Below are 20,331 nucleotides of genomic sequence, written 5' to 3' on the forward strand. Positions count from 1 at the left end.
CATTTTTGAGTTTAAAATAATTCCCCGAAAAACCACAACGTCGTACCGGAGCCGACACGCTCAGGGGAGTCCGGGTCGAACGCTCGGCCCACATGGTAGGTGTCGAAACCGCGCTCCGGCTCGGCGGCGGCCTCGTGTTGTTGCTCGCGAACGCCTTCTTCGTCGTCTCGGAGTTCGCGATGACGCGCGTGCCGCAGTTCGACGAGTCCGCCTTCGAGGGGTCTCGCGGCCTCGAACTCGCGTGGGAGATGACCGAGCGACTGGAGGTGTACCTCTCGGGCTGTCAGGTCGGGATTACCATCGCCAGCGTCGGCCTCGGCGTCGTCGCCGAACCGGCCGTCGCGGCCACCTTCGACGCGGTCCTCGGCGGCGGCGGGTCGGCGGGTTCCCACACGTCGCTGTCGGTCGGACTGGCGCTCGTCGTCATCAACCTCTCGCACGTCGTCCTCGGCGAGCAGGTGCCGACGTACCTCGGCGTCGAGCGCTCTCGCACGGTGGCGAAGTACACCGCGCCCGTCCTGTACGGCTGGACGAAGCTCATGTACCCGGTCATCGTCGTCGCCGACTGGCTGGCAAAGCGCCTGCTGTCGCTCGTCGGCGTCGAGATAACCCGGTCGTGGCAGGAAGCCGAAATCGACGAGGAGGAAGACGGCGACGGCTCCGCCGGCGAGGGACCCCGCCTCAGCCGCGGCGAGGTCCGAAGCCAGATGGGCGACATCCTCGCGCAGGGCTCGCTCCCCGAGGACCGCCGCGAGGAGGTCCTGAACGCGCTTCGCATCGGCGAGTTACCCGTCCGCGACGTGATGGTCCCCGCGGACCGCGTCGTCGCGCTCTCGGTCGGCGCGAGCACCGACGAGAGCCTCGAACGAATCCGGGCGAACCCCCAGCACTCGCGGTTCCCGCTCGTCGGCGACTCGCTCGACGACGTTCGAGGCGTCGTCTACGCGCCGACGGTCCTCTCGAACATCGACCGCCTCCAGTCGGGCGACCGCCGCCTCGAAGACATCGCCGCGCCCCCGCTTTCGGTTCTCTCGGACCTCTCGGTCAGCGACCTCATCGACCGCTTCCAGGCGGAGAATCAGGAACTCGCCATGGTCCGCGACCCCGAAGGCGGCTCCGTGGTCGGCCTCGTGACCGCCTCCGACGCCTTCGAGTCCATCACCGGCCAGCTCTACGACCCGCTCGACCTCGGGGCGTAGACCGCCCGCGGGACGCCCTCGTACCGGCCCCACCCGATGGTTCGCGCCTCGACGCGCTCTCGCGGACCGCCCACGCTTTTCATCCGCCGCCCGTATCCACTCGCATGACGCCCTTCGAACGACGGACCCGCGCGTGTCAGGAACGATTGGCCGACGCGGACGCCGACGCCGCCGTACTGTTCCCCAGTCGAAACCTGCTGTACCTCTCGGGCTTCGACGAGGAACCCGCGGAGCGTCACCTACTGCTTTTCGTCCCCCGCGAGGGCGACCCGGTGTTTCTCGTCCCCGACCTCTACGAGACGCAGGTCCGAACCGAGTCGTGGGTCGGAGACGTGCGCACGTGGAGCGACGACGACGACCCGCGTGACGCCCTCGCCGACGTGGTCTCGAATCTCGACCTCGCCGGCGGGCGCGTCCTCCTCGACGACACGATGTGGGCGCGCTTCTCGCAGGACCTCCGGACGGCGCTCCCCGACGCCGACTTCGGGCTCGCGAGCGAGGTCGTCGCCCCGCTCCGCGCGCGGAAGGACGACGCCGAACTCGACGCGCTCCGCCGCGCCGGCGCGGCCGTCGACCGCGCGGTCGAGCGCGTCCGCGACATGGGTGCGGACGCCGTCGGTATGACCGAAAACGAACTCGCCGCCGAAATCGAGCGCCTCCTCGCCGACGAGGTCGGCGAGGGGATTCCCTTCGGCCCGCTCGTCGGCTCCGGCCCCAACGGCGCGATGCCCCACCACAGCCACGGCGACCGCGTCATCGAGTCGGGCGACCCGGTCGTCCTCGACTTCGGCACCGTCGTCGACCACTACCCGAGCGACCAGACGCGGACCGTCGTCTTCGCCGGCGAGCCGCCCGCGGAGTTCGCCGAGGTCCACGGCGTCGTGCAGGCCGCACGGACCGCGGCCGTCGAGACCGTCGAACCGGGCGTCGCCGCCGGCGACGTCGACCGCGCGGCCCGCGAGGTCATCGAGGAGGCGGGCTACGGCGACCGATTCATCCACCGGACCGGCCACGGCGTCGGCCTCGACGTGCACGAAGCGCCCTACATCGTCGCCGGGAGCGACCGCGAACTCGAGGTCGGGAACGTCTTCAGCGTCGAGCCGGGAATCTACCTCCCCGACGAGTTCGGCGTCCGAATCGAGGACCTCGTCGTCGTCACCGACGACGGCGCGGAACTCCTGAACGACACCGACCGCGGCTGGCGCTGTTAGGCGCAAAGCTGTTAACTTCCTGACTGACGTGGCGGGCGTATGGTCTCCCGACAGACGCTCGTCGTCACCGCCTTCGTCCTCGCCGCCCTCCCCGTCGCGTATCTCGTGGAGGCGGCCACCGGGCAGTTCACGGTCTCGTTTCTCGCCCTCCTCGCCGTCGGCGTCGTCGCGCCGTCGCTCGTCAACGACTATCTCGACGGGCGCGAGCGCGACGGAAACGGAGTCTGAGTCCGGATTCCGAAAAAGCAGTAACGCAGTCGACGCTATCGGCGCGTCGGTCGTTACTCGTCGTCGTCGGCCGCGCCGTCACCGGAGGGTTCGATGTTCCCGATGATGGCGTCGATGTCGGCGTGTTCGTACAGCAGGTCGCGCATGCGCCGGACGGTGCGCTCGTCGCGGGTGCGCCCCGTGCTGACGATGTCCTCGGCGCGGTCGGTCACGGAGAGCGTGTCGCCGTTGACGAGGAGGACCGGGACGCCCTTCTCTTCGGCCTTGCCGATGACGGCCCCGACGGGTCGGTGGCCGCCGGTGAGGATGATGCACTTGACGCCGGGGGCTTCGAGCGCGGCGCGCTGGATGTTCGCGCGGTCGCCGCCGGTGATGACCGCGGCGTTCTTCGTGCGGCGGAAGTAGCGAAGCGCCGCGTCGCCGCCCATCGCGCCGACGAGGAAGCGCTCGACGAAGGCGTCCGTCGGCGCGTCGGTCGCGAAGTCCGCGCCGAGTTCGTTCGCGAGTTCCTCGACGGTGACGCCCGCGAGGTCCTTTTCGGTCGGGACGACGCCGAGGACGGGGACGCCGCGGGCTTCGAGGAACGGCGCGACCTCCGTTTCGAGCTCGTCGTAGGAGGCGTCGCTCACGCGGTTGAAGACGACGCCCGCGAGGCGGTCGGGGCCGATGTCTTCGACCGCCGCGACCACGTCGTCGAGGTCGCTCGGGTGCTGGTAGTCGGCGACGAGGATGACCTCGGCGTCGAGGAGGTTCGCCACGTCGCCGTCGGTGAGGTCCACGATGCCGCCGGTGCGGTAGGAGCCGCCTCCCTCGACGAGCATCAGGTCCTTGCCGGCCGAGATGTCCTCGAAGTGGTGGGAGATGACCTCCGAAAGCTCCTCGGCGTTCTCCTTGCCGCGGACCGCGCCCTGGATGAATGTCGGGGAGTAGACGACGGGTTCGAGCTGGTGCATCTCCGCGTCGATGTCGAGCAGTTCGCGGGCGAGCATCGGGTCCTCGTCGAGGGTCTTGCCGGTGCTGGACTGCAGGCGGGTGCCCTTGGGCTTCATGTAGCCCACGTCCAGTCCGCGCTCCTTGGCGAGGACGCCGAGTGCGAGCGTGATTGCGGTCTTCCCGGTGCTTTCTCCGGTCGAGGTGACGAGTACCGTGTTCATTGTTGAATGGTAGGGTGGTGAAGTGTTTAAAGTTCGTCCGGGTCGACGGTGAGTCGAACGTCGACGGCCTTCACGCCGTCCGGCAGCGCGACGAGCGGGTTGATGTCGAGTTCGAGGATGGCCGGGAAGTCGGTGACCAGTTGGGAGAGCCGCTGGATGGTCTCCGTGATGCCGCCGATGTCGACCGGGTCGTTCCCGCGGGCACCGCGGAGCATCGGCGCGGCGTCGATCTCCTTCGTCATGTCCTCGGCTTCCGCCTCGGAGACGGGCGCGACGCGGAACGTCGTGTCCTCGAGGATTTCCACGAAGATGCCGCCGAGGCCGAACATCATGAGCGGGCCGAACTGCGGGTCGCGGTTCATGCCGACGATGGTCTCGACGCCGTCGTCGAGGTTCACCATCTCCTGGACCTGCACGCCGAGGATGTTGGCGTCGGGCTGGTAGTTCTTCGCGCGGGTGATGAGGTCCTCGTAGGCGTCGTAGACCTCCTCGTTTTCGACGCCGACCTTGACGCCGCCGATGTCGGACTTGTGGAGGATGTCCGGGCTGACGATTTTCATCACGACGTCGCCGTCGATGCGCTCCGCGACGTCGAGCGCGTCGGCGGGGTCGTCGACGATGTCGCCCGTCGGCGTCTCGATGCCGTAGGCGTCGAGCAGTTCCATCGCCTCGACGCCGAGGCGGGTCTCGTCGCGCTCCTTGACGGTTTCGAGGATGTCGCGGGCGCGCTCGCGGTCCACGTCGAACTCGGTGGGCGCGTCGTACTCGCGCTGGCGGATGTCGGCGTACTCCGAGAGGGCTTCGAGGCCGTCGACGGCGCGCGAGGGGTCGAAGTAGTTCGGGATGCCGGCGTCTTTCATCACGTCGGAGGCGGCGTCGACGCGCTCGCCGCCCATGAAGCAGGCGGCGATGGGCTTGTCGTACTCCTGTTGGAGTTCGACGGTGTCGGCGGCGAGCTGGTTGTAGTCGAGGACGGCCGTCGGACAGGTCAAGACGAGCGCCATGCCGACGTTGTCGTCGGCGAGCGCCACGTCGAGGGCCTCCTTGAACCGGGCGTTGTCGGCGTCGCCGACGATGTCGACCGGGTTGTAGATGTTCCCCTCGGCGGGCAGCGACTCGGAGAAGGCTTCGAGCGTCTCGTCGGTGAAGTCGGCCATCTTCAGCTCCGACTCGCCGATGGCGTCGGTCGTCATGACGCCGGGACCGCCGGCGTTCGTGATGACGGCGACGTCCTTGTTCTCGGGGAGCGGCTGGTCGCCCAGCACGCGGGCGGTGTCGAACAGGTGCTGGACGGAGTCCGCGCGGATGACGCCAGCCTGTTCGAGGCCGGCCTCGTAGGCCGCGTCGGAGCCGGCGATGGTGCCGGTGTGCGAGGAGGCGGCCTGCGCGCCGGCGTCGGTCTTGCCGGACTTGACGAGGACGATGGGCGTGTCCTTCGTCACGTCGCGGGCGGAGTCGATGAACTCGCGGCCCGCCGAGATGCCTTCGAGGTAGCCGATGATGACCTCGGTGTCGGGGTCGTCGTTCCACGCCTCGATGAAGTCGGCCTCGTCGAGGACGGCCTTGTTACCCAGCGAAACGATGTCCTTGAAGCCGATGTCCTCGTCGTTGGCCCAGTCGATGACGGCCGTGATGAACGCGCCCGACTGGCTCATGAAGGACATGTTGCCGTCGAGGGCCATGTCGGGGCCGAACGTCGCGTTCATGCCGACGTCCGTGTTCATGATGCCCAGACTGTTCGGGCCGACGACGTTGAGGTCGTACTCCTCGGCGATGTCGCGGAGTTCCTGCTCGCGGGCGGCGCCCTCGCTGCCCGTCTCGCCGAAGCCGGCGGTGATGACCACCACGTTCTCGATGCCCGCTTCCCCGGCGGACTTCATCGCGGGGAGGACGACCTTCGGGGGAACGACGATGACCGCGAGGTCGGCGTTCGTCTCGCCGACGTCGCCGTAGCACTGCAGGCCGAACAGTTCGTCGTACTTGGGGTTGACCGGAACGACCTCACCGTCGAACTCGTCGATGAGGTTGTCCATGATTGCCCGCCCGATTGCTCCTTCGCGCTCGGTCGCACCGACCACCGCGATTCGGTTCGGCGCGAACAATTCGGATAGCTCTCCCATTGGTTGTTGATTCCCGTCATTGACTGATAAACTCGGTGGTGTGGGGCGTCTCACGGCCTTTGGTGGCACGATACAGTAGCGCAATTAATCGGTATGGTTCGTGATTTATACCACAGAATTGGGCCGGTTACGCTCGTCAGTAGGGGGTCGGCACCGCCGGCCCGCGGCGGCCAAACACATAATGTCATCCCCTGAAAACGATGGGTTGTGTCGAACCCCTCCCCCGACGCGCCGCTTCATCGGTCCACCGGCGCGAAAGTCGCCGTCGTCGTCTTCCTCGTGTTGACGCTCGCCTACGCGCTCCTCATCGCCCAGCAGATTCTCGCGTGGGTGTTCCTCGTCGTCGCCGTCGTCGTCCTCTGGTACGCCGCTCGGCTCGTCGTCGCCATGGAAGAAATCGCGACACAGCTCGGCCGCCTCGCCGACGAGCGCACCGAGTCCCGCGACCGCGGCGACGAATCAAGCTGAGATTAAATCACGGCGGACGCACCCGCACCCGAGACTGTCTCGCCGGTGAGCGAGTCGAACGAGGAACGGACGTTTCGACCCGCAGCCCGCCGCTCCGTCCGGTTTCTCCGAGTATCGGCGAAATCGGAGGGTTCCGATTACGAGATAATTTTATTCACGGTTCTTCTATTCTTAACTAACTATCGGGCGCGCGATGTTCCACCCGGAACAATGTACCCGTTACAAGTCACGTTGACAGAGTCCATCGCAGAGTTGACTAACGCCGTGCTCGCGTTCGTCCCGCGGCTCGTGGGCGCGCTCTTAATACTCATCGTCGGCTGGTTCATCGGCAGCATCGCCGCCCGACTCATCACGCGGGTCGCCGACCGCGTCGAGGTCGACAAGGCGGTGTTGGCGACGCCCGTCGGGAAGATTCTCGGCGGGACCGAAAAGGCCGTCTCGGGCGCGTTCGGGACGCTCGGTAAGTGGTTCGTCTACGCCATCGCCGTCCTCGCGGCCGCCGACGTGCTCGCGGTCGACCTGTTCTCCGAATGGGTCTCGACCGCGGCGTCGTACGCGCCGTCGTTCGTGGCCGGCCTGCTCGTCATCGTCCTCGGGTTCGTCGTCGCCGACTTCATCGGTGACGCCATCACGCGGACCCGCGCCGCGACCGAGACGCCGTACACGAGCGTCTTCGCGGTCGGAACCCGGATGTTCCTCTACTTCACCGCCGTCGTCATCGGTCTGAGCACGATGGGCATCGACGTGGCCATCCTGTTCACCATCGCGCAGGCGTTCGCGTGGGGCATCGCCGCGGCCCTCGCCATCGGCGTCGGCGGCGCGGTCGCCTTCGGCGCGCGCGACTACGTCTCGGCCAACGTCGAGCGCTGGATGGGTTCGGCCCGCTCCGTCGCGGCCACCCCCGTCTCGCCCATGGGCGGCGACAGCGACTCGCCGGAGGGCGCGTCGCCGGCCGACGACTGAACACGCTCCGCCCGGTGCGCTCGGTACGAGTGTACCGCGGAACCGACGTCTTTTCTTCACCGTCTATCGCCGGCGAGCAATCGCTCTCGACGACGAATATATCAGAATGCAGATTATAAATACGACGGGGATTTTTGGCCCGTCTAAATCAGTAGAGCGCAGCTATCTGCAATTCATATTTTAGGCCAACCAAAAGTATATGGAATATGATAATACTTATCGGCACCGAATGATTACGTTCGGTATGGACCAGTTTTCTGCGCTCGCGTTCGTCTTTCTCGCCGGGCTCGTCACGGCCATCGCGACCGGACTCGGCGCGATTCCGTTCTTCTTCGTCTCCGACGTGAGCGACCGCTGGAACGTGGCGCTGTGGGGCATCGCCTCGGGCATCATGGTGTCGGCGTCGCTGTTCGGACTCGTCTTCGAGGGCCTCGCCAACGGGACGCCGCTGCAACTCGGTATCGGGATGCTCGCGGGCGTCGCGCTCGTCCTCGTCGCCCACCACGTCATCGAGGGCGCGGAGGTCAACCCCAAGCAGTACGAGGAGGCCGACTTCCGCAAACTGCTGTTGATTCTCGGCATCCTCACCGTCCACAGCTTCCCCGAGGGCGTCGCCGTCGGCGTCTCCTTCGCCGACCTCGGCCTCGACGGCGGCTTCCAGCTGTTCGGCTTCGTCGTCCCGCTGCTCGCGGTGTTCATGACTATCGCCATCTCGATTCACAACGTCCCCGAGGGGCTGGCTATCTCCATCCCGCTCCGGTCGATGAACGTCTCGAACTGGAAGCTCGTCTGGTGGGCCATCTTCTCTAGTCTGCCCCAGCCCATCGGCGCGGTCATCGCCTTCTACTTCGTCCGCATCGCGCGGGAGTTCCTCCCGTTCGGCTTCGGCTTCGCCGCGGGCGCGATGGTCTTTCTCGTCCTCACGGAGTTCATCCCCGAGGCGCTCGAACTCGGCGAGCGCCTCCCGCGCGGCGGTCGGGTCGAACTGCTCGCCGGACTCGCCGCCGGCTTCGCTATCATGGTCCCGCTGGCGTTCATCTGAGCGCCGCGGACCCGCCACGACGGCTCAGACGCGCGGCTCTCGCCTTCGACTCGGAACGGCAGAGAAAACAGCGACCGCGAACTCGACTTAGTGCGAGTGGCCGAGCGCGTCCGAGAGCGGGACGCCGAAGCGCTCTTCGAACAGCTCTTCCATCTTCTCGTTGATTTCGGCGATGTCGGCCGGCGCGCCGCCCTCGCTGTGGTGAGCGACGACGTGGGCCTGCTGTGCGAACGCCTGCACGACGACGTCGGCGACGACGTCGGTCGGGTCTTCGCCCTGCTCCGAGAAGATGTCGACGAGGCCCGCGGGGAGTTCGAGCGCTTCGGTGTCTCCGTCCGGTCCTTCGATGGTGTACGTCTCAGTTTCGACCATGCCCCCACGTGGGGTCGGCCGCGGGTTAAGGCTTGAGTTTGCGGGCGCGTCGGACGCCCTCGCGAGCGCCCCCGAGCGCCGCGGGCGGGTGGTGCGCCGGCTCAGTCGGTCCGCGGAATCGCCGCTGTGCCCGCCGCGAAGAACGCGACCGCGAGCACCGCGAGCACCGCGAGGTTGGTGACCCAGTCGCCGCCGCCGTAGGTGAGCGCCCGGACGCCGCGGGCGAAGTACGTGAGCGGCGAGAGGTTCAGCGCCGGGACGAACCACGGCGGGAGCAGGTCGGGCGTCACGAACGTCTCCGAGAGGAAGAGCAGGGGAAGCGCGATAGCGTTGCTCGCGGCGATGACGCCGTCCTGCGAGTCGGCGACGCTCCCGATGACGGCCCCGAGGCCGCAAAACAGCGTCACGCCGAGCGCGACGAAGGGGACGATGGCGAGCGTCGCGGGCGTCAGCGGAATCGACGCGCCGGTCACGAGCGCCGACAGCGCGAGGAGCAACAGCGCCGCGAGGCCGATGACGACGACGTTGACGAGCGAGTGCGCGAGGAGCCACTCGGCCCGAGACAGCGGCGTCGTCGCCAGCTTCTCGAAGCGGCTTCCCTCGCGGTGGCGCGCGATGGTGCTACCCACGCGCGACAGCGGGGTGAACAGCACGACGACCGCGAGGTAGCCGGCGATGTAGTACTCCTTCGGCTCGGCGAACAGGCCGCCGCCGGTCGGCTGGGTCTGCACGAGCGCCCCGAAGATGACGACGATGATGGCGGGGAAGAAGAACGTGAAGAACACCGCCGTCCGCCGCCGGAGGAACGCGTGCCACGAGGCGACGAACTCAGCGCGGACGCGGGCGGCGAGGCTCATCTGTCACCTCCGACCGCGGCGGCCGCGGCGGGCCGGGCCGCCTCGAACTGCTCGCCGGTCAACGAGAGGTAGACCTCTTCGAGGCCGGGCTGTTTCCAGACGAGCGACTCGTAGACGACGCCCGCGTCGTCGAAGGCGGCGACCACGTCGCCGATGTCGCGCGGGCCGACGCCGTGGACGGTGATGCCGTCTCCCGACACCGTCGCGTCGAGCGCGGTCGGCAGCGACACCGACCCGAGGGCCGCGTCGGCGTCGCCGTCGGTCCGGACGACGAGGCGGCTCTCGCCGCCGTACTCGGTAACGAGGTCGTCCGGCTCGCCGACCGTGACGAGTTCGCCCGCGTTGAGCAGGCCCACGCGGTCGGCGAGGCGCTCTATCTCCTCCATCGAGTGGCTGGTGAGAAACACCGTCGTCCCGCCGGCGGCGAGGTCCTCGACGAGCCCCCACAGCGACCGGCGGCCCGCGGGGTCGATGCCGGTCGTCGGCTCGTCCAAGAACAGCACGTCGGGGTCGTTGACGAGCGTCAGGGCGATGCAGGCGCGGCGCTGTTGGCCGCCCGAGAGGTTCTCGTACCACGTGTCGGCGGCGTCGGCGAGGCCGACCTCGTCGAGCACCGCGTCGGGGTCGCGGGCGTCGTCGTAGAGCCCAGCGTAGTAGGCCACGAGTTCGCGGGCGGAGAGCCGACCCGCGGGTCGGAACTCCTGCGGGAGGACGCCGAGGCGCTGGCGGTCGACCTCGGTCGGGTCGCGCCCGAGGATGGCCGCCGACCCCGAATCCACCGCGGTCGTGCCCGTGAGGGCGCGAACCAGCGTCGTCTTCCCCGCGCCGTTCGGACCGATGAGGCCGAAGACCTCTCCCTCGGCGACCGACAGGGAGACGCCCGAGAGCGCCTCCACGTCGCCGTAGGACTTCCTGAGGTCGTCGGCGGCGAGTACCGCGTCCATGTCGTACCCGTCGTCACTATCGGGTGGTAAGGGATTCGGAATCGCCGCTCGATTCGAGTCGCGGGGCCGTGGGCGAACGGGAGAGGGCTCGCCAGCTCGGTCGTAGCAAGCCTTACTCCGGTCGCGCCGCTCTACGTCGACATGAACGGTTCCCGACGCGATTTCCTCGCCGCGACCGGCGCGACCCTCCTCGGCGGCCTCGCGGGCTGTGCGAGCGCCCCGACCGACGACGGAGCCGGGGGAACGACCGACAGCGACGCGACGCCAGACGAGACTGACGGGGCGACCGCGACCGCGAACGGCGGGTCCGACGGCTCACTCGCGGGCCTCGAAGTCGCCTACGAGACACTGGCGACCGGGTTCGCCTCGCCGGTCGACGTTGCCGTCCCCGAGGCGTTCGGCGGGTCGCGGCGGTTCGTCGTCGACCAGCCCGGTCGAATCTGGCTGCACGACGACTCGGGACTACAGAGCGAACCGTACCTCGACATCACCGACCGCGTCGTCGACCTCAACGGCTACGACGAGCGCGGCTTCCTCGGCGTCGCCTTCCACCCCGATTTCGCCGACAACGGGCGGCTCTACCTGCGGTACAGCGCCCCGCGACGCTCGGGGACGCCCTCGAACTACAGCCACACGTTCGTCCTGAGCGAGCTGACGGTCGACCCCGAGGCGACGACGGTCTCGGCCGACACCGAGCGGGTGCTGCTCGAACTCCCCGAACCCCAGTCGAACCACAACGCCGGAGCCGTCGCGTTCGGCCCGGACGGCTACCTCTACGTCGCCACGGGCGACGGCGGCGGCGCGAACGACGAGGGGCGCGGCCACGTCGACGACTGGTACGACGCCGTCGCGGGCGGCAACGGACAGGACGTGACCGAGAACCTCCTCGGGAGCGTCCTCCGCATCGACGTCGACTCGACCGGCGGCGTCTCCGGCGACGACGACCGCCCGTACGGAATCCCCGAGGACAACCCGCTCGTCGGCTCCGACGGCCTCGACGAGCAGTACGCGTGGGGGCTCAGAAACCCGTGGCGGCTCTCGTTCGACGGCGAGGACTGTTACGTCGCCGACGTGGGACAGGGCGCGTGGGAGGAGGTGAACCTCCTGGAGCGCGGCGGCAACTACGGCTGGAACGTCCGCGAGGGCGCACACTGCTTCCGCGCCGACGACTGCCCGACCGAGACGCCCGACGGCGCGCCGCTTCTCGACCCGGTGCTGGAGTACCCCCACAGTGGGGACGGGCCGTCCGGGGTAGCCGTCATCGGCGGCCACGTCTACCGCGGCGAGTCGATTCCGGCGCTCTCGGGCGCGTACGTCTTCGCCGACTGGCAGTCCGAGGGGAGACTGTTCGCCGCCCGCCCGAGCGAGTCGCGGCCGTGGGACATCGCGGAGATTCCCGTGACGGACCGCGACGACGGCGGGACGAACGTCCTCGCGTTCGGCCGCGCCCCCGACGGCGAACTGTACGTCTGCACCAGCGGGCGGCCGATTGTCACCGGGTCGTCGGGCGCGCTGAACCGGTTGACCGGCGTCTGAGGTCGGGGGCAGGTCGTTCCAGCGCCCGCGACTCAGGCGTCGCCGTCGACGTTGACTCGCCTGCCCGTCGTCGCCGACTCGTAGGCCGCCTCGGTCAGCGCGGTCACTCGGAGAGCGTCCTCGGCCGGGATGGCGAGGTCGGCCTCGTCGCGCGCGGCGTCCACGAAGTTCCGGAGCTTCTTCCGGGTCAACTCCTCGAAGTCGGGCGTCGGCGGCGTGGCGGTGTAGGTCATCCCCCCCTCGGCCACCTCGATGGTCTCGCCGTCGAAGGCGACCATCCCCTCGGTGCCGATGACGCGGAGCGACTCGCCGGGGTCGGGGACGCTCTGTCCGTCGCCGGAGACGCCCACGCTCGCGGTGAGGCGGTCGCCGTCGCGGTCGAGGACGACCGCGAGCGCCGAGTTCACGTCCACGTCGTGGCCGCGGTGGTCGACCGCCGCGGCGACCGTCACCGGTTTCGAGCGCGTCACCCAGAGCATCGCGTCGAGGAGGTGCGACCCCGAGTCGTACAGTTGGCCGCCGCCCGACAGCGACGGGTCGCCGCGCCACTCGTCTTTCGTCCAGCGAATCCACTCCTGTTCGAGGTGGCAGACCACCATGTGCGGGTCGCCGATGCGACCGCTGTCGACGACGCGCCGCAGTTCGTGGAACCGCGGGTCGAAGTGCCGCTGATAGCCGACCGCGAGCGTGAGGCCGCGTTCCTCGGCGCGGTCGACGAGCGCCCGCGCGCCGCCGAGGTCCGTCACCATCGGCTTTTCGAGGTGGACGTGGAGGTCGGCGTCGAGCGACGCGAGCGCCTGGTCGAAGTGCTTGGTGTGCGGCGAGGCGATGGTCACCGCGTCGAGGAACTCGGCGTCCAGCAGTTCCTTGGTCGTCTCGTAGGTCGGCACGTCGAACTCGTCTCCGAATCGCTCGCGAACCTCGTCTACGGGGTCGACGCCGGCGACCACGCGCACGCCGTCGAGTTCGTTGAGGAGGCGGCATTCCAGCACGCCGAGGCTTCCGAGGCCGATACCTGCGACTCTGAACATGCCGTACCAGTCGCGGGGAAGCCGCAAAAGCGTGCGGGCGAGTCGCAAGGAATTACCGGGGGACCGGCGTGGGTCGGCTATGGACGACGCAGTCCTCCAGCGGTTCGCCGTCGTACTCGCGTTGGTCGGGGGGGTCCTCCACGTCACGTCGCTCGCCGAGAACCCGTCACAGGGGTTCGTCACCGTGGGGTTCGCGGTGCTCCTCCTCGCGCTCGCGCTCGGCGGCGCGCCGGTCGCGCGCGAACTGTTCGAGACGGACGCGACCCGTGCCGAATCGCCCGACGCCGACGAACAAGGCTGAACGTCTCGCCGCTACTCGCACGCTTTAGTCGCCCGCCGTCGTGGCATCGACCATGAGCCTCGACTATCGACGACTCGGGTCGACCGGCACCCGCGTCTCTGAGTTGTGCTTCGGCACGTGGCGGTTCGGACGGAAGAGCAGCGGCGTCCTGGAGACCGACGAGGAGGAGGCCCACGAACTCCTCGACGCGTTCGAGGAGCGCGGCGGGAACTTCATCGACACCGCCAACGTCTACGGCAACCCGAACGGTACGTCCGAGGAGTACATCGGCAACTGGCTGGCCGAGCGCGACCGCGAGGACTACGTCCTCGCCTCGAAGGTGTACTTCCCGTTCGACGAGGACAACCCCAACGGTCGCGGCCTCTCGCGGACCCACATCCGAAACCAGATCGAGGGCACGCTCGACCGACTCGACACGGACTACCTCGACCTCTACTACATCCACCGCTGGGACGAGGAGACGCCCATCGAGGAGACGCTCCGGGCGCTCAACGGCCTCGTCGAGGAGGGGAAGGTCAACTACCTCGGCGCGTCCACGATGGCCTCGTGGCAGCTCACGAAGGCGCTGTGGAAGTCCGACGTGCACGACTACGCCCGCTTCGACGTGACCCAGCCGCTGTTCCACGCCGGCTACTACGAGGACGTGAAAGACTACCTCGACGTCTGCGGCGACCAGGACGTCGCGGTCTGTCCGTACTCGCCGCTCGCTGGCGGTTTCCTCACGGGGAAGTACGAGCGCGCCGACCCCGACGACCCCACCGAGTACGTCGCGCCCGACGGCGCGCGCGGGTCGTTCGACGAGCGGTTCGACCGGTTCTACGTCTCCGAGCGCGGCTGGAAAGTGCTCGACGAGATTCGCGCGGTCGCCGACGAGGTCGACGCCAGCCCCGCGCAGGTCGCGCTCCGCTGGCTGATGGACTACCCCGAGGCGACCGTCGTCCCCATCGTCGGCGCGCGGACGACCGAGCAACTCGACGAGAACGTCGGCGCGGCCGACGTGGACATCTCGACCGACCAGTGGGAGCGCATCATGAACGCCCGCTACGACGAAGACGGTCGGCGCTGGGGCCACTAAGCGACCGCGGGCGGCGCGGGCGACCGGACCGGCGTTCGACTCTTTTCACGCGATGCCGAGGTCTCGCAGGAAATCGCAGACGACGTGGACGTAGAGCACGACCGCGAGGAACGCCGCGAGCGACCCGAGTCCCGAGAGCGCGAGCGCGCCGACCGCGACGCCGCCGACGAGGTGGTGGCTCAGGAGTCGCTTGCGGTTGAAGTCGGTGCCGAACTCCTCGAACACCCGCTCTTGGTCGAGGAGGCCGACCCGCGGGTTCGTCACCGCGAGCCGCAGGTTCGCCCAGTCGCCGCGCTGGACGCGGGCGATGACGAAGTGGTCGAGGTCGATGAAGACGCTCACGAAGACCGCGCCGGCGACGAGAAGCGGCAGGCTCCCCGGCGGGTCCAACGCGACCGCGGCGACCGCCCCGGCGACCGTCCCGACGACGGCGTGTTCGAGTGACTTCACGTCCCGCCCCGCTCAGTCGACGTGCGGACGGACCCGCCGGAGCACGAGGTCCGGGTCGAACTCGTCTTCCGACTTGTCCCAGACGCGCTCGTCGTCGACGGTGACGGTGAGAACGCCGTGGTCGCCCGTCACGAGCGCCACGCGGTCGAGCCGGTCGCCGAACTGTTCGAGCAGCGCGTGCTGTAGTTGCTCGGCGCGGTCGAGGAAGCCGCAGGGAACGCAGTATTCGATTTCGACGCTTGTCATGGTCGGACGTTCACGGCGAGCGCGTAAAAGCGAGGGGGCGAGTGACCGCTGCCGCGACCGCGACTGTCACTTCCCGAAGCCGGGCCGCCACCGGAGCAAGACGACGGTGACGAGAAAGACCAGCGTCGAGAGGTCGTACGAGAGCGTCGTCACGGTCGCCGCGATGGCCGTCCCGCCGCCGAAGACGCTCGTGGCGACCGAGGCGAGAATGGGCCACGAACACGAGACGCAGGAGAACAGGCCGACGACCCCGGAGACGGCCGCGCCCGCCGCCTCGACGACCGTGTCGTAGACGAGGAACGCGAGCGCCGCGTAGCCGACCACGCGCGCCGGCATGAGGACGAGGTTGAACAGGTCGCCGCCGTAGACGAGCGCCGGACCCCACCCCGGCGGGAGGAAGGCGACGCGAAGGCCGTCGGTCCCGCCCGGCACGGGCGAGGTGACGAGGCCGCCGGCGACCGCCAACAGCGCGAAGTAACCGACCGCGACGGCGGCCGCCTTGCGCTTCGTCGCGGCCGAGGCCGGTGCCACGTCGGTGTCGAACATGACCCAGAGGCCGACGATGACCCACGCGACGCCGTAGAGCGCGTACCGCGGCGCGCCGACGCTCGCCTCGGTGAAAAGCAGGTAGACGAACGCCAGAATCAGCGTCGTGTTCACGGCGAAGGCGGCGCGGAGCAGACTGGCCCGCGAGGGGCGGGGAAGTGCGGATGCGGTTGCCATGTGTGGGGGAGTAGCGGTCGGGGCTCAGAGGGCGAGCGTGTCGACGACGATGGCGAGGAGCAGCATGCCGAGGTAGGCGTTCGAGGCGTGGAACGCCCGGAACGCGGCGGTGTCGTCGCGCTCGTAGTGCAGGCGCACGACGAAGTAGAGGAACGCGCCGCCGAAGAGGATGCTCGTCACGAGGTAGACGACCCCGAGGGCGTCCATGACCGCGAGGCCGGCCGCGGCGACGAGCGTCGCGCCGAGCCACCAGAGGATGTGCTTTCGCGTCTCGGTCTCGCCGCGGACGACGGGCATCATCGGGAAGCCGCCGCGGGCGTAGTCGTCCTTGTAGGCCAGCGCGAGGTTGTAGAAGTGCGCGGGCGTCCACAGGAAGATGACCACGGCGAGGACGACGCCCCCGAGGCCGATGTCGCCGGTGACGGCGACCCAGCCGATGAGCGCCGGAAGCGCGCCGGCCGCGCCGCCGATGACGGTGTTCTGGACCGTGTTTGGCTTCAGGATGAGCGTGTAGACGACGCTGTAGAAGGCGATGGCGACGACGCCGAGGACGGCCGCGAGCCAGTTGACGGACGCGAACAGCGCAACCGACGCGACCGTCAGGAGCAGGCCGAACGCGACGGCGTTGCGGACGGGGACGAGGTCGACCGCGAGCGGCCGGTCGCTGGTCCGCTGCATCCGACGGTCCACGTCGCGTTCGAGGACGTGGTTGAACGTGCCGGATGCGCCGATAGAGAGGACGCCGCCGCCGAGCGTCGCCGCGATGACCTCGGGCGTGAGGCCGGGCGAGACGGTGCCGGCGAGCGCCATCGCCGCCGACGCGACGAGACAGAGGAGCCACATCAGCCGCGGCTTCATGAGCCGGAAGTACGCGTTGACCGTCGCCTTCGCGCGGGCGACAGGCTTGGTCGGGACGGGCGGTCGCTCGCCGTCGTCGGTCGGGGGACTCATCGAGGGGGTGCCGACCGGCGCGTCGTCGGGGTCGCCGGTGGCCGCTTCGAGCGTCCACGCGAGCGCGGCGACGAGGCCGCCGAAGATGACCATCCCGAGAACCAAGTGGAGCGTCGAGAGCGCGGGGCCGACGCCGACGGTGGCGACGACCGCGCCGAGACCGGCCTGCGCCGGGTAGAGCACCGCCGACGCGGTGACGGTCGCTCTCACGCGGCGGGACGTGTCGGTCCGCCACGCCGAGACGAGCGTGGCGAGCGTGAGGAGACCGACGAGGACGGCCGCGACGCGGTGGCCGAGGGCGACCCAGCCGTCGAGCGTCGCGGGGAGCGAAAAGCCGTCTCCGCACGCGGGCCAGGCGCTACACGCGGCGGTCGCGTCCGTGAGCGCGGTCGTCGCGCCGACGATGAGCAGCAGATAGACGCCCATCGCGGTCGCGGCGAGCAGGCCGTGGAACGTGTTCGAATCGCGATTCGTGGCCACGAAATTCACCTACGGGCCTGTTGGGCCGTCCCGTATTTAGGACCCGCGCTTTTCCGCCTCGCGTTCGGGTGCCGCTCCCCCCGATATGGCGGGGGCGGGTTGATAAACGGCGGGCCGAGAGTCGGTATGCATTTATGCGGTTGTTCCTAAGTCTCGCTCAGCATGAGAAAGACGCGTTTCGCGCTCGCGTCCCTGCTCGCGACGGTCGTGATGGCGCTCGTTGCCACCCCCGCCGCCGCGCAGGCGTCCGCCACGTCGGAACTTATCAATCAGCTCAACGGGAAGCTGCTGTACGTCGCTATCCCGATTACCGTGCTGGTGGAGGTCATCCTCCTCTACACGGTCATCAAGTTCCGCAACAGCGAGCGCGCACTGCCGACCAAGGAGAACCGCCGGCTCGAAATCACGTGGACCATCGCGACAGCGATTATCCTGCTTTTCGTCGGCGTCGCCTCCTACGGCGTGCTGGCCAACGAAAACGTCACGCACCAGGGCAACGACATCGCCATGGACGACGACCCGGTCGTCGTCACGGCCGAGGCCTACCAGTGGGGCTGGAACATGTACTACCCCGAGGAGGGTAACTTCACGTCCGGCAACGAGATTGTCATCCCCAAGGACCGCCCGGTCTACTTCCAGGTGACCGCAACGGACGTGATACATGGATTCCACGTCCCTAAACTCGGCCTCAAGCAGGACGCGATGCCGGGTTCGACGAACACCATCAAGACCGTCGCCTACGAGGAAGGCACCTACCAGGGCTACTGTACTGAGTACTGCGGCGTCGCGCACTCTCAGATGTACTTCACCGTCGAAGTCGTCTCACAGGAAGAGTACCAGAACTGGCTCGACGAGCAGCAGTCGGCCAACAGCGAGTCGTCGTCCGGCGGCTCGAACTCGACCGCGACGAACTCCACGCAGTAACGGACCACCCTTCTCTTTCGACGCTCCCCGCCGAGTGACGACGCTCGCGCTCGTCGCGTTCGGCCGTCGGAGAATGCTTCGAAACGTCGGAATCGAATCGGGTCGTGCCTCGAAGGCGGGCGAGGTCTCAGCAGCGCCGCTCGACGATGCGGTCGATGATGCGGCCCGTCGAGAGGAGTTCGTCGTCGTGGCGCTGCTCGCGCGGCGTCGCGCGCGTGACCTCGCAGTCGATACCGCGGGCGTCGAGGGCGGCTTTGATGCCCGCCTCGTCGTGGTGTTGGTCGTAGCCGAGGACGATGACGTCGGGGTCGATTTTCTCGATAGGGACGAAGATGTCCTCGGCGTGGCCGAGGTGGGCCTCGTCGACCACGTCGAGCGCGGCGACCATGTCGCGGCGCTGGCGGTCGTCGAGTATCGGCTTCGGCTTGTGCGTCACGTTCTCGCCGCGGGCGATGATGACGTGGAGTTCGTCGCCGAGCGACGCGGCGTCAGACAGGTAGTGGACGTGGCCGGGGTGGAGGATGTCGAAGGTCCCCTGGGCGATGACCCGTCTCATCGGTCCAACTCCGCGTCGATGTCGTCCTGCGTGAAGTCGAAGAACGATTCGGGGTCGGGGAGGTCGACGTCGAGCACGTCGAGGTCGCGAACCTCGCCCGACTGGTCGAACGCCTCCCAGTCATCGAGGCCGTAGGGCGCGCCGATGATGATGTGGACCCGGCCGCTCCCGAAGGTGTCGAGGTCGGCGTCGCTCGGTCTGAGGACGCCGTTCGGGTGCGAGTGAATCGACCCGACGGCGCGGAAGTCGTTCGGCACGAGGTCGTTCCTGACGGTCGCGCTGTAGGGGTCTGAGACGGTCCCCGGGATGATGAGCACGTCCGTCACGACGTAGCCGTCGCGGTCGACGCCGAGTCGGCGGGCGTCCTCGCCGCGGAGGAGTCCCATGTACTCGTTCGGATGCGTCTCCGCAGAGGCTTCGAGCGCGAAGTCGAGGGCGTCGGCGGCGATGCCGACGACCTCCCGCGACCGGAAGAGTCGCATACCGAACCGTCCGCGGGCGCTCCATCTAAGGGTTCCGGAACGCCGAGTCGGTCGCCGGAACGGAACCGCCATACTGAGGTCGGTGCTCGCCCGAACTCGGGTGTGACGCTCGATTCCGATCTCGTCGCCCGAGCGACGAACGCGCTCTCCGCGGACGCGCCGCCGACCGCGACGACCGAGCTCGACGGCGGGCACGTCGGGCGCGTCTACCGTCTCGACTTCGACGGGCGCGACCCCGTCGTCGCCAAGGTCGGCGACACGCCGCTCGATGTGGAGGCCGCGATGCTCGACTCGCTCGGTTCCGCCGGGCTCCCGGTCCCCGCGGTCCACCACGCCGACCCCGACCTGCTCGTCCTCGACTACGTCGAGGGTTCGTCCGAGTTGACCCCCGCCGCCGAGCGCGACCTCGCGGCCCACCTCGCCGCGCTCCACGAGACGACCGCGCCGGCGTTCGGCTTCCCCTACGACACGCTCTCCGGCCCGTACCGCCAGCCGAACCCGTGGACCGACTCGTGGGTCGAGTTCTTCCGCGACCAGCGCCTCCTCCCGTGGACCGATGCGGCGCTCGATTCGGGACTCCCGGACGCGACCGCCGAGCGAATCGAGTCGGTCGCGGGCGACCTCGACGCGCTCCTCGTCGAGCCGGCGGCACCCCGACTCGTCCACGGCGACGTCTGGGGCGCGAACCTCCGCGTCCGCGACGACCGCGTCGTCGCCTTCCTCGACCCGGCGTGTTACTACGGCCACCCCGAGGTCGAACTCGCCTACATCGACTGGTTCGACGCCGCCGGCGACGATTTCTTCGACGCCTACGACGAGTCCCGACCCATCGCCGACGGCTTCTTCGAGGAGCGCTCGCCCGTCTACGCGCTGTTTCCCCTCCTCGAACACGTCCGCGTCTTCGGACGAGACTACGTCCCGTCGGTCGAAGACGCGCTTGACGAACTCGGGTACTGACGCCCGGGTCCCCGCAGTTTTCGGGGCGAATCGAGTCGTGGGAACCGGTCGCGCACGTGAG

23 protein-coding genes are annotated in these 20,331 nt (G+C 68.6%); 11 read left to right on the forward strand and 12 right to left on the reverse strand.

Features of this window, described 5'->3' with window-relative positions:
• The first annotated feature begins 92 nt into the window (after nt 1–92).
• The 3 genes from C5C07_RS05370 (at nt 93) to C5C07_RS05380 (ending at nt 2,638) form a co-directional block, all read left to right on the forward strand.
• A complete protein-coding gene (locus C5C07_RS05370) occupies nt 93–1,199 on the forward strand; it encodes a hemolysin family protein (RefSeq protein WP_115804685.1) in 1,107 nt (368 codons plus the stop codon).
• Nucleotides 1,200–1,303: 104 nt separating this feature from the next.
• Complete coding sequence (locus tag C5C07_RS05375; RefSeq protein WP_115804686.1) at nt 1,304–2,410, forward strand: Xaa-Pro peptidase family protein; 1,107 nt, start codon at nt 1,304–1,306, stop codon at nt 2,408–2,410.
• Nucleotides 2,411–2,449: 39 nt separating this feature from the next.
• Nucleotides 2,450–2,638 (forward strand): hypothetical protein, encoded by a 189-nt coding sequence (locus C5C07_RS05380; protein WP_004977625.1) that lies wholly within the window; start codon nt 2,450–2,452, stop codon nt 2,636–2,638.
• Between the two features lie 53 nt (nt 2,639–2,691).
• Here C5C07_RS05380 and C5C07_RS05385 read toward each other — a convergent pair whose 3' ends face one another.
• Entirely contained in the window at nt 2,692–3,792 is a 1,101-nt protein-coding gene (locus C5C07_RS05385; RefSeq protein WP_115804687.1) for a phosphotransacetylase family protein, read from the reverse strand.
• 26 nt (nt 3,793–3,818) lie between these two features.
• Complete coding sequence (locus C5C07_RS05390; protein ID WP_004977622.1) at nt 3,819–5,912, reverse strand: acetate--CoA ligase family protein; 2,094 nt, start codon at nt 5,910–5,912, stop codon at nt 3,819–3,821.
• Nucleotides 5,913–6,119: 207 nt separating this feature from the next.
• Between C5C07_RS05390 and C5C07_RS05395 the strand changes: the two genes are divergently transcribed.
• From C5C07_RS05395 to C5C07_RS05405, 3 genes are all read left to right on the forward strand, one after another.
• Nucleotides 6,120–6,380 (forward strand): hypothetical protein, encoded by a 261-nt coding sequence (locus tag C5C07_RS05395; protein ID WP_004977621.1) that lies wholly within the window; start codon nt 6,120–6,122, stop codon nt 6,378–6,380.
• Nucleotides 6,381–6,590: 210 nt separating this feature from the next.
• Entirely contained in the window at nt 6,591–7,343 is a 753-nt protein-coding gene (locus C5C07_RS05400; RefSeq protein ID WP_004977620.1) for a hypothetical protein, read from the forward strand.
• Nucleotides 7,344–7,587: 244 nt separating this feature from the next.
• Complete coding sequence (locus tag C5C07_RS05405; RefSeq protein ID WP_004977619.1) at nt 7,588–8,385, forward strand: ZIP family metal transporter; 798 nt, start codon at nt 7,588–7,590, stop codon at nt 8,383–8,385.
• 87 nt (nt 8,386–8,472) lie between these two features.
• Here C5C07_RS05405 and C5C07_RS05410 read toward each other — a convergent pair whose 3' ends face one another.
• The 3 genes from C5C07_RS05410 to C5C07_RS05420 all read right to left on the reverse strand — a co-directional run bounded on the left by C5C07_RS05410 (nt 8,473) and on the right by C5C07_RS05420 (nt 10,558).
• Nucleotides 8,473–8,757 (reverse strand): hypothetical protein, encoded by a 285-nt coding sequence (locus C5C07_RS05410; RefSeq protein ID WP_004977618.1) that lies wholly within the window; start codon nt 8,755–8,757, stop codon nt 8,473–8,475.
• Nucleotides 8,758–8,858: 101 nt separating this feature from the next.
• Nucleotides 8,859–9,614, reverse strand: a complete 756-nt coding sequence (locus C5C07_RS05415; protein WP_004977614.1) for an ABC transporter permease — start codon at nt 9,612–9,614, stop codon at nt 8,859–8,861.
• Nucleotides 9,611–10,558, reverse strand: coding sequence for an ABC transporter ATP-binding protein (locus C5C07_RS05420; RefSeq protein ID WP_004977612.1), 948 nt, complete (start codon nt 10,556–10,558; stop codon nt 9,611–9,613). The genes C5C07_RS05415 and C5C07_RS05420 overlap by 4 nt, the downstream gene beginning before the upstream one ends.
• Before the next feature lie 141 nt (nt 10,559–10,699).
• Between C5C07_RS05420 and C5C07_RS05425 the strand changes: the two genes are divergently transcribed.
• A complete protein-coding gene (locus C5C07_RS05425; RefSeq protein WP_115804688.1) occupies nt 10,700–12,094 on the forward strand; it encodes a sorbosone dehydrogenase family protein in 1,395 nt (464 codons plus the stop codon).
• Nucleotides 12,095–12,126: 32 nt separating this feature from the next.
• On the opposite strand, the gene C5C07_RS05430 is transcribed toward C5C07_RS05425, so the two are convergent.
• Nucleotides 12,127–13,125 (reverse strand): Gfo/Idh/MocA family protein, encoded by a 999-nt coding sequence (locus tag C5C07_RS05430; RefSeq protein WP_115804689.1) that lies wholly within the window; start codon nt 13,123–13,125, stop codon nt 12,127–12,129.
• A 79-nt stretch (nt 13,126–13,204) separates the two neighbouring features.
• Between C5C07_RS05430 and C5C07_RS05435 the strand changes: the two genes are divergently transcribed.
• Both C5C07_RS05435 and C5C07_RS05440 read left to right on the forward strand, forming a co-directional pair.
• On the forward strand, nt 13,205–13,426 hold the full coding sequence (locus tag C5C07_RS05435) for a hypothetical protein (RefSeq protein WP_115804690.1): 222 nt from the start codon (nt 13,205–13,207) through the stop codon (nt 13,424–13,426).
• A gap of 52 nt (nt 13,427–13,478) precedes the next feature.
• The gene (locus C5C07_RS05440) at nt 13,479–14,501 is read left to right on the forward strand and encodes an aldo/keto reductase (protein ID WP_115804691.1); all 1,023 of its coding nucleotides are present in this window, start codon (nt 13,479–13,481) and stop codon (nt 14,499–14,501) included.
• A 45-nt stretch (nt 14,502–14,546) separates the two neighbouring features.
• On the opposite strand, the gene C5C07_RS05445 is transcribed toward C5C07_RS05440, so the two are convergent.
• The 4 genes from C5C07_RS05445 to C5C07_RS05460 form a co-directional block, all read right to left on the reverse strand.
• Nucleotides 14,547–14,951 (reverse strand): metal-dependent hydrolase, encoded by a 405-nt coding sequence (locus C5C07_RS05445; protein WP_050458844.1) that lies wholly within the window; start codon nt 14,949–14,951, stop codon nt 14,547–14,549.
• Nucleotides 14,952–14,963: 12 nt separating this feature from the next.
• Nucleotides 14,964–15,197 (reverse strand): SelT/SelW/SelH family protein, encoded by a 234-nt coding sequence (locus tag C5C07_RS05450; protein WP_004977605.1) that lies wholly within the window; start codon nt 15,195–15,197, stop codon nt 14,964–14,966.
• A 66-nt stretch (nt 15,198–15,263) separates the two neighbouring features.
• Nucleotides 15,264–15,920, reverse strand: coding sequence for a hypothetical protein (locus C5C07_RS05455; RefSeq protein WP_049905256.1), 657 nt, complete (start codon nt 15,918–15,920; stop codon nt 15,264–15,266).
• Nucleotides 15,921–15,944: 24 nt separating this feature from the next.
• Nucleotides 15,945–17,351, reverse strand: coding sequence for a heme o synthase (locus C5C07_RS05460; RefSeq protein WP_115804942.1), 1,407 nt, complete (start codon nt 17,349–17,351; stop codon nt 15,945–15,947).
• 162 nt (nt 17,352–17,513) lie between these two features.
• Here C5C07_RS05460 and coxB point away from each other — a divergent pair, with 162 nt between their 5' ends.
• Nucleotides 17,514–18,275, forward strand: a complete 762-nt coding sequence (gene coxB, locus C5C07_RS05465; protein WP_004977602.1) for a cytochrome c oxidase subunit II — start codon at nt 17,514–17,516, stop codon at nt 18,273–18,275.
• A gap of 127 nt (nt 18,276–18,402) precedes the next feature.
• Here coxB and C5C07_RS05470 read toward each other — a convergent pair whose 3' ends face one another.
• The gene (locus C5C07_RS05470) at nt 18,403–18,831 is read right to left on the reverse strand and encodes an adenylyltransferase/cytidyltransferase family protein (RefSeq protein WP_004977601.1); all 429 of its coding nucleotides are present in this window, start codon (nt 18,829–18,831) and stop codon (nt 18,403–18,405) included.
• A complete protein-coding gene (locus tag C5C07_RS05475) occupies nt 18,828–19,313 on the reverse strand; it encodes a Mov34/MPN/PAD-1 family protein (protein ID WP_004977600.1) in 486 nt (161 codons plus the stop codon). Before C5C07_RS05475 ends, C5C07_RS05470 begins: the two co-directional genes overlap by 4 nt.
• 102 nt (nt 19,314–19,415) lie before the next feature.
• On the opposite strand from C5C07_RS05475, the gene C5C07_RS05480 reads away from it, so the two are divergent.
• On the forward strand, nt 19,416–20,270 hold the full coding sequence (locus C5C07_RS05480) for a fructosamine kinase family protein (protein ID WP_050458846.1): 855 nt from the start codon (nt 19,416–19,418) through the stop codon (nt 20,268–20,270).
• The last annotated feature ends 61 nt before the right edge of the window (nt 20,271–20,331 follow it).

Origin of the sequence: Haloferax sp. Atlit-4N, from assembly GCF_003383025.1 — an archaeon.
GTDB lineage: Archaea > Halobacteriota > Halobacteria > Halobacteriales > Haloferacaceae > Haloferax > Haloferax gibbonsii.

What these genes read in the sequence shown, in the direction of transcription:
- C5C07_RS05370 (WP_115804685.1), top strand. Translation starts at nt 93, where the DNA reads ATGGTAGGTGTCGAAACCGCGCTCCGGCTCGGCGGCGGCCTCGTGTTG.
- C5C07_RS05375 (WP_115804686.1), top strand. Translation starts at nt 1,304, where the DNA reads ATGACGCCCTTCGAACGACGGACCCGCGCGTGTCAGGAACGATTGGCC.
- C5C07_RS05380 (WP_004977625.1), top strand. Translation starts at nt 2,450, where the DNA reads ATGGTCTCCCGACAGACGCTCGTCGTCACCGCCTTCGTCCTCGCCGCC.
- C5C07_RS05385 (WP_115804687.1), bottom strand. Translation starts at nt 3,792, where the DNA reads ATGAACACGGTACTCGTCACCTCGACCGGAGAAAGCACCGGGAAGACC.
- C5C07_RS05390 (WP_004977622.1), bottom strand. Translation starts at nt 5,912, where the DNA reads ATGGGAGAGCTATCCGAATTGTTCGCGCCGAACCGAATCGCGGTGGTC.
- C5C07_RS05400 (WP_004977620.1), top strand. Translation starts at nt 6,591, where the DNA reads ATGTACCCGTTACAAGTCACGTTGACAGAGTCCATCGCAGAGTTGACT.
- C5C07_RS05405 (WP_004977619.1), top strand. Translation starts at nt 7,588, where the DNA reads ATGGACCAGTTTTCTGCGCTCGCGTTCGTCTTTCTCGCCGGGCTCGTC.
- C5C07_RS05410 (WP_004977618.1), bottom strand. Translation starts at nt 8,757, where the DNA reads ATGGTCGAAACTGAGACGTACACCATCGAAGGACCGGACGGAGACACC.
- C5C07_RS05415 (WP_004977614.1), bottom strand. Translation starts at nt 9,614, where the DNA reads ATGAGCCTCGCCGCCCGCGTCCGCGCTGAGTTCGTCGCCTCGTGGCAC.
- C5C07_RS05420 (WP_004977612.1), bottom strand. Translation starts at nt 10,558, where the DNA reads ATGGACGCGGTACTCGCCGCCGACGACCTCAGGAAGTCCTACGGCGAC.
- C5C07_RS05425 (WP_115804688.1), top strand. Translation starts at nt 10,700, where the DNA reads ATGAACGGTTCCCGACGCGATTTCCTCGCCGCGACCGGCGCGACCCTC.
- C5C07_RS05430 (WP_115804689.1), bottom strand. Translation starts at nt 13,125, where the DNA reads ATGTTCAGAGTCGCAGGTATCGGCCTCGGAAGCCTCGGCGTGCTGGAA.
- C5C07_RS05435 (WP_115804690.1), top strand. Translation starts at nt 13,205, where the DNA reads ATGGACGACGCAGTCCTCCAGCGGTTCGCCGTCGTACTCGCGTTGGTC.
- C5C07_RS05440 (WP_115804691.1), top strand. Translation starts at nt 13,479, where the DNA reads ATGAGCCTCGACTATCGACGACTCGGGTCGACCGGCACCCGCGTCTCT.
- C5C07_RS05450 (WP_004977605.1), bottom strand. Translation starts at nt 15,197, where the DNA reads ATGACAAGCGTCGAAATCGAATACTGCGTTCCCTGCGGCTTCCTCGAC.
- C5C07_RS05455 (WP_049905256.1), bottom strand. Translation starts at nt 15,920, where the DNA reads ATGGCAACCGCATCCGCACTTCCCCGCCCCTCGCGGGCCAGTCTGCTC.
- coxB (WP_004977602.1), top strand. Translation starts at nt 17,514, where the DNA reads ATGAGAAAGACGCGTTTCGCGCTCGCGTCCCTGCTCGCGACGGTCGTG.
- C5C07_RS05470 (WP_004977601.1), bottom strand. Translation starts at nt 18,831, where the DNA reads ATGAGACGGGTCATCGCCCAGGGGACCTTCGACATCCTCCACCCCGGC.
- C5C07_RS05475 (WP_004977600.1), bottom strand. Translation starts at nt 19,313, where the DNA reads ATGCGACTCTTCCGGTCGCGGGAGGTCGTCGGCATCGCCGCCGACGCC.